Genomic DNA, 12,511 nt, shown 5'->3' with positions numbered 1-12,511 from the left:
TTAAGACTGGATAAATTCCAAAAGATCTTTGTTGATCGTTTCATGTTCTGTAGTTGGCATTCCGTGAGGGAAACCTGGGTAAGTAATCAGTTTACCGTTCTTTAATAACTTCGCTGATTTTATAGCAGAATTTTCGATTGGAACAATCTGATCATCCTCTCCATGTAATACCAAAACAGGAATATCAACTGCTTTCAAATCTTCTGTAAAATCAGTTTCAGAAAATGCTTTAATACCGTCATAGTGAGCAACAATTCCACCCATCATTCCTTGTCTCCACCAGTTTCTCTGAATTCCGTCTTTGATATTGGCACCTTCTCTGTTGTAACCGTAGAAAGGAAACGTCAGATCAAAATAAAACTGGTTTCTGTTGTTCAAAGTCTGCTCTCTGATACCATCAAAAACTTCCATTGGAACTCCGTCAGGATTGTTTTCACTTTTTACCATAACCGGAGGAACAGCGCTGATTAATACAGCTTTTTTTGCTCTGCCGTTAGCATATTTATGTACATATCGGATCACTTCACCACCACCTGTAGAGTGTCCTATATGAACAACATCTTTCAAATCAAGAAATTCTACAAGTTCCGCAGCATCAGAAGCATATTGTTCAATGGTATGGTTATAGATATTCTGGCTTGAACGGCCGTGGCCTCTTCTGTCATGAGAAATTACTCTGTAGCCTCTCTGTAAGAAAAAGATAACCTGTGCATCCCAATCGTCAGATGATAATGGCCATCCGTGGTGAAACATTAATACTGGTCCTTGTCCTTGGTCTTTGTAAAAAATTTCAGTTCCGTCTTTTAATGTAAGTGTGCTCATAGTTTTAAATTTTTAATGTTAATGATTAATTTGTATAATAATTTTTTGTTGTCTTAATTCTTTAGCAAATGTAGGACAGTTTGAGTTCTCTGAAATTAATCTAGTTTAATTTCGTTCATATTTAATAAAAAATTTTTATTGGGATGTCAGATCTGTTTTTTGCCTGCATTCTTTTGGATAACCAAATTTTTACAGGAAAGGCACTAACCAAAGATGATTAATGCCTTTTTTGCTGTCATTTCAATATATCCTTCTCTAGAACGAGTTGTTTGACTATTCAGTTGGATAGGGATAATATTATTCTATCCATAAATGTCCCATAGAATAGGTTTTACCTTTACCCGCAACGATAACTCTTTCATTTTTATTTTCGCAATACAGCTGTCCGCCTCTTTCAGACAGCTGGCGGGCAAAAAGTGTATCTTTTCCTAATCTTGAAGACCAGAACGGAATGAGCGAGCAGTGGGCAGAACCGGTTACAGGATCTTCGAGAATAGAGGACTGCGGAGTAAAATATCTTGAGACAAAATCACTGTCTGTACCGGCTGCCGTTACAACAAGACCGCCAGGATCCAGATTGATAAGGTCAAAAACAGATCTTTCAATTTTGATATTTTTGATGTCGTCCTCAGAATCATAGAGCAGAATATAATCTCTTGATTTGAAAACTTCTTTGGGCTGTATATTGAGTGCTTCGGATATGCTGTCCGGAAGAGCAGCTGCTTCAGGCATTCTTGAAGGAAAATTCATATAGTAAACACCATCTTTAACCTCAACCGTTAACTCACCGCTTTTAGTTTCAAAAATGATTGTATTACTCTGATAGTTTAAGATGGAGATGAGGCAGTGCGCTGTAGCAAGAGTAGCATGTCCACATAAGTCCATCTCTATTTCGGGCGTAAACCATCTCAGGTGAACAGTACTGCCATTGTTGATAAAGAAAGCTGTTTCGGCTACGGCATTTTCGCGGGCAATTTTTAAAAGTAACTCATCGGGTAACCAGTTTTTTAAAGGAACAACACAGGCAGGATTTCCATGGAAAATTTTTTCAGTAAATGCATCTATTTGATATAATTCTAACTTCATGATTGATAAAAATTTCTGTCTCTAACGAAGATACTCTATTTTTCAGACAATTGTTGACAGATTCATCACTCTGCTGTTTTTTCTTTTTTCAGCTGACTGATAAAATAGGAAGGACTTACCCCGGTTTCTTTTTTAAATATAACCGCAAAAACTTCTCTTGAAGAGAAACCGCAAGCTTCTGCCAGATAGCTTATTTTATATTCTCTGAAGATAGGAGTATCATATAACTTATTTGTAATGAATTGAATCCGAAGCCCATTAATATAATTATTGAAGCTTTTATTTTTATACTGTTTGATAATCTCTGACAGATATCTTGGGTTGGTAGCCAGTGAATTGGATAAAGAGGTTAGTGTCAGATCTTTTTTCAGGAACTTTTCAGATTTTTCAAATTTTGAAAGTTTACTCAGTAACAGAGTCGTAGTTTCTTCAGAGATGATTAGATTATTTTCTGGTCCTTTATTTTCTGGTTTGATTTCAGTGTCTTGCTTTTCAGTAACCTGTACTTCTTTTTTCAGATTCTCAATAATTGTTTCATATCGCTGATGAAGCTTATTTTGATTTCGTTTCCAATACCACCATCCTCCTGTAACAAGAACCAGGGCTATGATAAAAAAAACGGCGGCGAACTGTAAGATATTATTCTGATGAACTTTATCTTTTTGCAGATTTATTTTTTTAATAGTTTTATCAGCAGACATCTTGTTTGAATGGGCTAAACTATCGCTAAGGTTTGAATAAAGAGCCATATATTTGATGGTAGAATCTTTATTTTTAAGACTTTCAAAAGAATTGGTCAAAGTAGCATATGCAGCTACTCTGCTGGCAGGGGAATGTGTTCTCTTTTCTAATTGTAAAACTTCCTGTGCATACTCAATGGCTTCTGTATTTTTACCCTGTTCCGAATAGAAGTGTCCCAGATAATTTAATATAGGAATTTTATCAACTTTCATCTGAGTAAATTTCCTTTGATTCAGGATGTTTAAAGATTTTTGCAGGTATTCTTCAGCAATATCCAGTCGTTTGGGATTTGAAATCATCGCATAATACATTCCTATATTCATATAAAGATATGAGATCATGTCATACTTTTCATCTGTCTGCCGGGTATTCTCAAGATCACTTATTTTTTCTGCTTCCTGCAGGCTTTTTTTGAAATACAATAGAATAGTGTCCTGATGAGCTTTTTTAGGAATATAATAGCCGGCCGTTAAACCCTGGTAAATATGTGCCCTGTTAAAGTGTTTTTTGTTTTCATCGGTAAGTTTATTAACGAAATATTCTGCCTTATGAAGTTCTTTATAGTTTTCATCAAAAAGACCAAGTGCTGAAAGAGCAGTTCCTCTCTCAATATATGCCATAGCAATAGATTCGTTATCGCCAGCTGCCTTGGCTGCCTTTTCTACTTCATAAGAGTATTCAATAGACTTTTCATTTTCATCAATATTATGATAGAGCATCATTATGTTCTTTACGCTTGTAAGGATAGATTCTCTGTCATTAATGTCTTTAGCATCTTGTAATATCTGTAAATAAAGCTGAATCTTTTTCTTAGGATCAAGAGATATATTTTTAGCGGATGCTAATTTCTTGTTGATACTTTGTTTGGTAATGGTTCGGTTATCTATTTGTGCGTGGTAAAAACCGAAAATGATACAGGCGAACAAAAGAATAATGTTGTTTTTCATCCTAGTTAAATTGTTTTTTCTGTTTGCAATTTTAGCGTTATTTTAAGTAATTATCTTTCATTTAAATGTAATTATTTCGGAATTTATATGGCTGTTTTTATAGATAAATATCTGATTATTAATTTTATCCGTGTTAATCGGTGTTTTCATACATTGTCATTTCTTTTTATTCTATTATGTGATTTTAACCCTGGATTTTGCCTGTTCCGAAAATGTAATATAAACCGAATTTCTTACTACACACACTCATTTGGTGTATGCCAATCATCTACATTTGCGATTGAAGAATGCTTTATGCTGTGATAAAGATTTAAAAAAATATATCAGTTAAATTTAAATAAATGTGCAATAAAACAGCCTTTGATATAAACACAAAATTCTAAAACAAAAACCTGAATGATGAAAAAAATAACTGTAAAAATCTTCCGCAATGATTCTGGATCTTAAAAATATTCATATAGGATCTTTGATAAAGCTGCGTATTGAAGAATGGAATATCAATGTACTCCGGATATGTAAATTTCTGAAATGTACAGAAGACGAATTGAATTCTATGTTATCAGAAAAGTCTCTGGATTCTGAAATCATATTGAAACTAAGTACACTGCTGGAATATGATTTTTTCAGGCTTTATTCTCAGTATCTGATCCTTTATGCTCCTCAAGCAATTTCAAATGATTCTGAAAAGAAAACCGCCCTTCCCCAATACCGGAAAAACATATATACAAAAGAGATGGTAGACTTTATTTTGGATCAAATTGATAGTGGAGGTAAAACACAAATGCAAATTGTAAAAGAGTATAGAATTCCAAGATCTACTTTGTACAAATGGGTGAGCAAATATGCACAATCAAAAAAGAAAGATTAATTAAATGAAGAACACGCCTGATTATAAAAAAATTTTTAATGATATAATCAATATAAAATTCCCTGAAAAAAAAGAGATATGCAGCCATTTATTAGATAAATCAGATTTATCGGTACTTGATATTATAGATCTTAATGAGCTTCTTTTCAGAAACAGTTCCAAAGAAAACAGTGTTTTTAACCAGAAACACCGCTCTTATAATGAATCCGTGATTTATCAAATATTAGAATATCAGAAAAAGAACCGGCTGAACAATTCCCAACTTGCCGGACATTTTAAATTAAGCAGGAATACTGTTACTAAATGGAAAAGTCTTTTTCCGATCTAATATTTTTTAACCTTTTAAAAGATCTGTCATGGATCAAACTTCAATAGTTCAATTAAAAATATAAAACAGATGAATAAAAAAATGATCATAGTAATACTGGGGGGTATGCATGGTTTTTTTTCTCCGGTAGATGCCCAAACAGGGATAGGTACCTCTAATCCTCAGGGTATTTTACATGTAGATGGTGCCCAAGATAATGCTGCTGCCGGAATGCCAACAGTTACCCAGGCTGCAAACGATTTTATTATCAATAAGACTACAGGTTTTTTAGGGCTGGGAGTTCTTGCACCTAGAGTAAAGCTTGATATGAGGTCTGCAGGCCCGGAAAATGCTCTGGGCCTAAATACCACCACAATGAGTGCGGCTTCGGCAGGAGCAGGAGCTGTACGGTACGATGTCATCAACGCACCTGTAGGAGCAAAGATTGAAGTATCAGATGGTTCGGTGTGGAGTAAGGCCTATGTTGCTCCCCAGAAGGCGGTTGTAGTGGCACGTAAAATTACAAGCCAGTCAATAACACAGGGCTCGGCAACTAATATTGGTAACTGGAATGTGGTACGTGATATGAGCAATAGTTTTGATGCCAATTTTGGAGTTTTTACAGCTCCCCGCGATGGTACCTATACTTTTTTGTTAACCTTTAATTTTAATGGAGTAGTTATTAATGACGGCTCCAGAGTTGAATCACAATTTTACAATACAACAACAAACACTGTTCTGGCGAGTGTGTATAAAACCTTCGGGCAATCAATGACAGGTACTTCTGATGATGCTAATGCAACCCGGTCTACACAAGCCGGGGGATCAAGTACGGTTACACTTACATTGAGTGCAGGTACAAAAGTAGTGACGAGGCTCTGGCATAATCTTATTTCGAGCGGTGCTGTTACACTCAGGGTCACAAGTAACTCTACAGATCCCACCAATCCGGATGATGGGTTTAATAATTTAACAATTATCGAACATTAAAAAAATCAATATGATGAAAAAGAATAGGAATATACTCTATACACTGCTTGCCTATATTTTATGTTTTTCCTCAGGTAATCTCGTTGCGCAGGTAGGTATTTTTACTCATAATCCTGCACAGACTTTACATATAGATGCCGCAAAAGACAACGGTAATACCCCGGATGCATTGAAATTATCTAATGATATCGTTGTAAGCACAACAGGCAACATGGGAATTGGTCTGCTGAATCCGATTACTAAGCTGGATCTTCGTTCTGCAGATAATAAAGGAATTATAGGGCTGGGAACAAGTGTACAAACACCGGTTGAGGCCGGTGCCGGTGCTATACGTTATAATACAAGTGGATTTTTAGAATACTCAGATGGAGAGCAATGGATTGCCCTGCCTCTTACAGCGCCAACCAAAGCACTTGTGAATGCCAATAAGACCTCTGTGCAAAGTATTGGAAATAATACATCCACTCCAATATCAGGCTGGAATGAGACTGTTGATTTAGGTACTGCTGTTCCCAATGGGGACTTTGATCCTTCCAATGGTACTTTTACAGCTCCCCGCGACGGATTTTATCTGGTGTCTTTTAATATTACACTAGCTAATGGAAACATTCCTAAAAATACTTTTATAGAAACCGCAATAGAAAGTAATCAGAGTGCTGAGAATATTCCCATATTCAAAACATTAAACTCTTATCCTGCGTTTCAGGCAGGAGCAGTAAGCAATTTTATAAGCGGAAACTGTAACGCCATTTTCAACCTGAAGACAGGTAATACGATTAAATTCAGCGTTAAACATAATCTAGGTTCTGCAAGGAATACCTTAAATGATGGAAAATTAAATAATCTAAGTATTAGTGAGCTATAAAAATAAAATGATGATACAGCCATATAAAATCAAAGAAATATCCTTAGTCTTCACTCTTCTGCTTCTGGGAGTGCTTCATGTGAGTGCACAAATAGGATTTGGAGTAGGAAATCCTACAAATCCCGTTGAAATCAATACCGATGCCGGGAAGGTTGTTATAGACAATACGGGAAGGTTGGGAGTAATGGTTCCCAGTCCCAGGGTTGCTGTAGATTTACGCAGTGGAAATAATGGTTCAGTGGCAATAGGCAATACAGATAAAACGGCCAGCCAGGCTGGGGCAGGAGCTTTACGGTATGTTGCAAGTCCGGCCATTGGGGTAAAAGGATATTTAGAATTTTCTGATGGTATAAACTGGGTAAGTTTTTTTCCTAAAGGTAAACCCCGTATTGTAGTAATGGCCAATAAGGTAACCCAGGATACCTATCTGTTTGAAAGTGCAACACCCTCAGAAATAGGAACTAAACCTGGTATTGTACAGCGCAGGTCGTCCTACTTAACCAATTGGGTAGAAAAACTTGACTCAGATTCAGGGGTGCCTACAAACAATTTTGATCCGGCTACAGGAGAGTTTGTTGCTCCCCGAACCGGAGTATATTTTGCGACCTTTACTTTTGCACTGCAGTCCAGCCAGGTTAATACTGGAGGAAATAACCAGACAGAAGCCATTTGGGAGGTCAGAAATCAGGGAGGTACAATCACTCAAAGGGTAAAAACAAATAATGGATATGCTTCTGATACAGGAGCCAGTCCCAATGCTGTGGCAGTAGGTTCTGCATGTACCGTAAGTGTTTATTTGAACAAAGGAGACCGGTTAAAACCTTTTACCTGGATCACAGTAGCGTTTGACGGTACAATAAGCCAATTTGATATATCAGGAAGCGGAGCATACAATTCTCTGACGATCGTAGAACAATAGCGATATTGATTCATAAGCAGGTTCTGAAAATATAAATTTTAATTATGGGAATCTTGCTGCTTTATCATTGTTTGACTAACAGCAATTGACTGAAAACAATACACAAATGTCTTAATATATATTTAGAGGCATCCTTTTCAGGGTGCCTCTCAAATTATTTTTATCTGTTATTACTGAATTCCTGATTTTTAATAAAATATCTTCCTGTTCTGAACTTTTATTAAATGTGCATTATGCATTTTTTTAATTGTTCTGATAACTGTTTCCACGCGTAGTCCCGTTAAATTAGCTAACTGCTGTCTGGTGAGGGGAATCTGGAATGAATATTTGTTATTATCATTATTACCCTTCAGATAATCCATTACCGTTTTGAGCTTATTTAAGGGATTCGGTGAGGAAACATTAAATAACATCACATATTTGTAATATAGCCGCTCAGCCAGGCATTTAAACATTTTGGAGGAAACTTCCGGATTTTGTTCCAGTAAACTGAAGAAATCCGTTTTGGATAATTTAAGAACAGTACAGGTAGTTTTAGCTGTAGCATTGGTAGGATATACCTTTTCATCAAAGAGAAAAGATTCTCCAAAACTTTCTCCGTCATACAAAATGTTTTGAATAAATTCTTTGCCGTCTTCGTGATAATTGTTTAGTTCAACAATACCATTAATAATCTGATAATAAAACTTTGGCAAATTTCCTTCATGAAAAATCGTTTGATTCGCTTCAAAACTTTCATAATTTGCACCGTAGGCTAATAATAAATCTTTACTTATTATCATGTCTTTGAATTTTATAAGTTAATAATGAATTATTTTTAAAAAATTTATAAAACGCACAACAAAAAGCAAACCATATTCAGCAATTTTTGGAAAAAAAATACCACATTTTTTGCTTGCTTTTTTTAATTCCTTCACGACCATCTAGAATAAAAAAATCCCTGCCAGAAGGGATTTAATATATTTTAACATAAGTTTTATGATCTAAGTCATAATGTCAGAACTCATATTTCACTATATTTGGAATAATAAAACTAACCATGAAATAAGGATAACATAAAAGCTTGTTAAACTAAAATTATTAAAGATTATCAAAGATTATGAAAGACTTATTTTCATTAAAAGGAAAGAGGAAGGAACATATTATGAGGTATTTCAAGAAAAAGATGTACCAATTGATCGAAAAGGGTGACTGGATTACCTTTACAATTAAAAAATGGTACAGGACCATGACTATATCCTGTTTGATATGTAATGATTTAGTTACTTTAATTATTGTGAGAATAAAGATAACTCCATTTTATGAAAAATACACAGTGTTGTAGTTTTATATATACAGCGGTATTCTACGCGTATTAAGTAAAAATGAAATCCCAAAATATTTTGTTCTTCGATGGGCAGGTTGTATGTGATCAAAGGCTCCAGTTTTTTATTCCTCGCTGTTTTCTGTGGAGTAGATGCTACTTAAAAAAGAGATAATAAACTAAAACAATCCATCCTATTGGGGAACATAGCCAAGTGATGATTCCGAATAGTTTTTCAAGCCAATCCGAACTTTGAAATAATAAGCAGTCTATAATAAATTCTTTCATATTTCTAAGTTACTTTTATAGAATGTATTCTGGTTACGGAAACCCATAACGATTATTTTTTTTATGTTAAATCTCTTATTTAGGAATAATTTTTATATTTGATCCTAAACTAAAATCAAAACCATGAAAAATTTAAAGAAAATTTCTAAGGAGAAATTAAGAAGTATTAATGGGGGGCAAAAGGTATGTTTACCGGGACAAAGAGAAATGCATTGCCCTAACAGTCCGATACCACAATGCTACTGGAGAGAAAATACAATGGAATGTCCAGATTTTTAAAATACAATCCCTCATCAAGAGGGATTTTTTATTATGGGTATTTACTTATGCTTTATGAAATGATCTTTATTCCATGCTGAAATATTGATAGTTCATCTTTTACAAGATTCAAATAATAATTCCAACGTTTTTATGATTTTGGTTATTTGATTACACTTATTGTCTATCCATTCACACTTACTAATTGTTTCTTGCCTTGGATTTTGTCCATCTTTAATTTTACAGCCTAATCAAAAATTTTTATTATGAAAAAATTATCAAGAAATGCCTTAAAAACAATTGGAGGAGGCTTTGCATGTAACTGTGGTACCAGATATATTGGAGAATTTGGCTCAATGGAATCTTGTATTTTTGCTTGTAGCGTTATTATTAAAGCGCCATGGGATCCGGAAGTTCATTAAATCATAAAGGTCGGTTATCCGGCCTTTTTTATACTCCTACAGCTGGTGTTTATTGGATTCATTTGCTGTTTTATAACGCGTTTTACTGGCAGTCAAAAGGTCACGGGTTCGAATCCCGTATTCTCTATGGAATACATTTTTTTCTAAAAAAACAAAACCCCAGTTTTAAGTGGGGAAAGACTAATAAGGTACTCAGTGATGACAATTTTTTTATTAATGATTAAAATACGTCTGCAAACAGCTATGTAGTTCTGCTTTTCCTTTGTCAATAAGTGCTGGTCTATGATTAGATCTTAAATCCAATCCTTCAACACGGATCAACTGAAGTTGGTTTATTCCCATAAAACTTAATATGGTTCTGACATATTGGGTGGAATGATCTGCATTCACATATCTGAAATCACGGCTGTATTCACTTCCGCTGCACTGCACATACATAATCTTTTTATTGTCGGACAATAAACCTACTGAACCATTTGAAGTGTATTTAAACGTACGCCCTGCAATAAGGATGTTATCAACAAGATCTTTGAACTTTGAAGTGATGTTGAAGTTGTGCAGGGGAGAGTATATGAAAATATAATCAGCCTCAATCCACTGCTGCAACAGTTTTTCCTGTGCTTTTTGCAAAACCGTTTCCTCTTCATTGGGCGTCTCACTATTTTTTTTCCATAAAGAAAGCAATGTTTCATCTATTCTGGGAATAATGGCCGCAGTACTGTCGTACAAATTAAGAGTATTGATTTCAATGTTTTCAATCTGGGATAAAAATTCCAAGCCATAATCCGATAACTGAACCGTTGCATGGGTGTTATCATTAAAAAGTGGATGGCAGTTTATATGTAAAACCTTTTTTTTCATGTGGTATAAAATAGATTGTTAAAAAATGAATCTCCAGTACTTAATTTCTGTGCGACAAAGTTATAAAGAGAACACTGGAATATACTTAAGCTGGTTTAAGAAAGGAATTTTCTTAAAAAGAAAAACCTCCCGGACATCAGGAGGCAAAAAAATGTATGTTTTCAGAAAATAAATTTCTGGAATTCAAATTTAATTAATGGAGATGCATTAAGCTATGACTGTGATCATAATACTGTTTGGTTTATAGGGAGGATTTACATAAAAAAAATTTGAGGTAAACCAGATATATAGGGGATATTGAGACGTTATTCGATGATTAATAGTGGCTTTTATTGTCTTTGCGCATCATTTTATTTAATTTTAGTTCAATAAAAATTACAAAATAGTTGGAAATATCATTTAAATACTTACTTTTGTACCCGCTTCGCAATTAGAGAAGACATGGGGGATTGGCGCAGTTGGCTAGCGCGTTTGACTGGCAGTCAAAAGGTCACGGGTTCGAATCCCGTATTCTCCACTTGGTGTATTTGAAAAAATCTTCAAAATGCGCTAAAAGCTTATTAATCCTGCAAAATTTAATTTTTTGCAGGATTTTTTTATCTCCCAATGAACAAAATTTTCAAAGAACTCATAAAAATTGCAGCTATTCCATTTGTTTTATAAACAGTTGAACAAAGCAGTTGACCTGGATGATTTGTAAAGTTTATCACAACTATCAGACAATTATTTTCTGTGATTGATATAGATATCGTAATATAGAATTAACTGTTTTAATAGTATTTTTTAATTTTAATAATCTATCTTTAACACTAGAAATATAAGATGATGTTTTCTTTATGGAATCACGCTAATTGATCTTTTTATTCCTTAAAAGAATTTAAATAAGTTATATGTATTGTTTTATATTCAATTACATTATTTTCTATTAATGAACATCTAAGTTTTATCCTTTATTTGTTCACTGACCTATATTATGGAGCATATTAAATTAATTGTTACTGACATGGACGGAACTTTTCTGAATTCCAGTCATGAAATGAGCCCTGAATTTTCGGATGTTTACAAAGAACTGAAAAAAAGAAATATTTTATTTGTACCGGCAAGCGGAAGGCAGATGCCTGGAATTACCCATTATTTCGGGGATATAGAGAGTGAGATAGGTTTTATTGCTGAAAATGGTGGCTATGTGGTTTATAAAGATCAGGAACTTTTTGCTGATACTCTGGAGTATGAACATATTGTGGAGATCATAAAGACTGTTCGTGAAATACCGGGAGCCAAAGCTGTATTGTCAGCTAAGAAATATGCTTATTATGAAACCGATGATCAGCAGTTCGTGGATTTTTTCTCAAAGTACTATACCCAAAATATGAAAAAAGATGATCTGACGGAAAAGATTGATGATACAGCCTTTAAAATTGCTGTTTATCATCCTGATGGTTCTGAAAAGTATCTTTATCCTGCCCTTAAAAAATTTGAAGACCTGGGCCTCGAAGTTGTTATTTCCGGAGCGCATTGGCTTGATGTCATGAATAAAGATATCAATAAAGGAAATGCCCTGAAAATACTCCAGAAGTCTCTGGGAATTTCTTCTGAAAACACGATGGCTTTCGGAGATTATATGAACGATATAGAAATGCTGAAGAATGCCAAATATTCCTATGCAATGAAAAATGCCCATCCTCATGTGAAACAGATCGCTAATTTTGAAGCTTCTACTAACGATAGTTTTGGGGTATTGAAAACAATTAAGGATTTCCTGCAATTGAATTAGTTCATCTATAAAAAAATAATAATACCAGAACTATATCTTGATGAGAAGTCTTATCCATTA

At 34.4% G+C, this 12,511-nt stretch carries 13 protein-coding genes and 1 tRNA gene; 9 read left to right on the top strand and 5 right to left on the bottom strand.

Translation table 11 applies throughout. The features are described 5' to 3' along the window. The 3 genes from ACTJIP_RS13870 to ACTJIP_RS13860 form a co-directional block, all read right to left on the bottom strand. Window positions 1-822, bottom strand: a complete 822-nt coding sequence (locus tag ACTJIP_RS13870) for an alpha/beta fold hydrolase (protein ID WP_047384836.1) — start codon at window positions 820-822, stop codon at window positions 1-3. A gap of 297 nt (window positions 823-1,119) precedes the next feature. Next, entirely contained in the window at window positions 1,120-1,908 is a 789-nt protein-coding gene (locus ACTJIP_RS13865; protein ID WP_077417712.1) for a PhzF family phenazine biosynthesis protein, read from the bottom strand. A 65-nt stretch (window positions 1,909-1,973) separates the two neighbouring features. After that, window positions 1,974-3,596, bottom strand: coding sequence for an AraC family transcriptional regulator (locus ACTJIP_RS13860; protein WP_428168450.1), 1,623 nt, complete (start codon window positions 3,594-3,596; stop codon window positions 1,974-1,976). Window positions 3,597-4,026: 430 nt separating this feature from the next. Here ACTJIP_RS13860 and ACTJIP_RS13855 point away from each other — a divergent pair, with 430 nt between their 5' ends. The 5 genes from ACTJIP_RS13855 to ACTJIP_RS13835 all read left to right on the top strand — a co-directional run bounded on the left by ACTJIP_RS13855 (window position 4,027) and on the right by ACTJIP_RS13835 (window position 7,545). Then, window positions 4,027-4,464 carry a helix-turn-helix domain-containing protein gene (locus ACTJIP_RS13855; RefSeq protein ID WP_317043624.1) on the top strand — a complete coding sequence of 146 codons (438 nt, stop codon included), beginning with the start codon at window positions 4,027-4,029 and terminating at the stop codon, window positions 4,462-4,464. A 4-nt stretch (window positions 4,465-4,468) separates the two neighbouring features. After that, window positions 4,469-4,792: a transposase gene (locus ACTJIP_RS13850; RefSeq protein ID WP_077417708.1), complete on the top strand. Its 324-nt coding sequence runs from the start codon at window positions 4,469-4,471 to the stop codon at window positions 4,790-4,792. Between the two features lie 81 nt (window positions 4,793-4,873). Further along, on the top strand, window positions 4,874-5,761 hold the full coding sequence (locus ACTJIP_RS13845; protein WP_228408863.1) for a hypothetical protein: 888 nt from the start codon (window positions 4,874-4,876) through the stop codon (window positions 5,759-5,761). Window positions 5,762-5,771: 10 nt separating this feature from the next. Continuing rightward, window positions 5,772-6,626: a hypothetical protein gene (locus ACTJIP_RS13840; RefSeq protein WP_440704721.1), complete on the top strand. Its 855-nt coding sequence runs from the start codon at window positions 5,772-5,774 to the stop codon at window positions 6,624-6,626. A 7-nt stretch (window positions 6,627-6,633) separates the two neighbouring features. Continuing rightward, window positions 6,634-7,545: a hypothetical protein gene (locus ACTJIP_RS13835; RefSeq protein WP_428168448.1), complete on the top strand. Its 912-nt coding sequence runs from the start codon at window positions 6,634-6,636 to the stop codon at window positions 7,543-7,545. Between the two features lie 188 nt (window positions 7,546-7,733). On the opposite strand, the gene ACTJIP_RS13830 is transcribed toward ACTJIP_RS13835, so the two are convergent. After that, complete coding sequence (locus tag ACTJIP_RS13830; RefSeq protein ID WP_180563680.1) at window positions 7,734-8,327, bottom strand: Crp/Fnr family transcriptional regulator; 594 nt, start codon at window positions 8,325-8,327, stop codon at window positions 7,734-7,736. Window positions 8,328-9,259: 932 nt separating this feature from the next. Here ACTJIP_RS13830 and ACTJIP_RS13825 point away from each other — a divergent pair. Together ACTJIP_RS13825 and ACTJIP_RS13820 are read left to right on the top strand one after the other, a co-directional pair. Then, window positions 9,260-9,415, top strand: coding sequence for a bacteriocin-like protein (locus ACTJIP_RS13825; protein ID WP_219072645.1), 156 nt, complete (start codon window positions 9,260-9,262; stop codon window positions 9,413-9,415). A 245-nt stretch (window positions 9,416-9,660) separates the two neighbouring features. Then, a complete protein-coding gene (locus tag ACTJIP_RS13820; protein ID WP_180563681.1) occupies window positions 9,661-9,816 on the top strand; it encodes a hypothetical protein in 156 nt (51 codons plus the stop codon). Window positions 9,817-10,029: 213 nt separating this feature from the next. On the opposite strand, the gene ACTJIP_RS13815 is transcribed toward ACTJIP_RS13820, so the two are convergent. Further along, complete coding sequence (locus ACTJIP_RS13815) at window positions 10,030-10,677, bottom strand: FMN-dependent NADH-azoreductase (RefSeq protein ID WP_440704720.1); 648 nt, start codon at window positions 10,675-10,677, stop codon at window positions 10,030-10,032. Between the two features lie 443 nt (window positions 10,678-11,120). On the opposite strand from ACTJIP_RS13815, the gene ACTJIP_RS13810 reads away from it, so the two are divergent. Together ACTJIP_RS13810 and ACTJIP_RS13805 are read left to right on the top strand one after the other, a co-directional pair. Beyond that, window positions 11,121-11,194: transfer RNA gene (locus tag ACTJIP_RS13810), tRNA-Ala, on the top strand. A 456-nt stretch (window positions 11,195-11,650) separates the two neighbouring features. Beyond that, window positions 11,651-12,451 (top strand): HAD family hydrolase, encoded by an 801-nt coding sequence (locus tag ACTJIP_RS13805; RefSeq protein ID WP_077417698.1) that lies wholly within the window; start codon window positions 11,651-11,653, stop codon window positions 12,449-12,451. Window positions 12,452-12,511 lie beyond the last annotated feature (60 nt).

Source organism: Chryseobacterium sp. 22543 (assembly GCF_052044565.1).
Lineage (GTDB): Bacteria > Bacteroidota > Bacteroidia > Flavobacteriales > Weeksellaceae > Chryseobacterium.
Note: the sequence above shows the minus strand (reverse complement) of the source record. Positions and strands in the feature narration are given on the sequence as shown.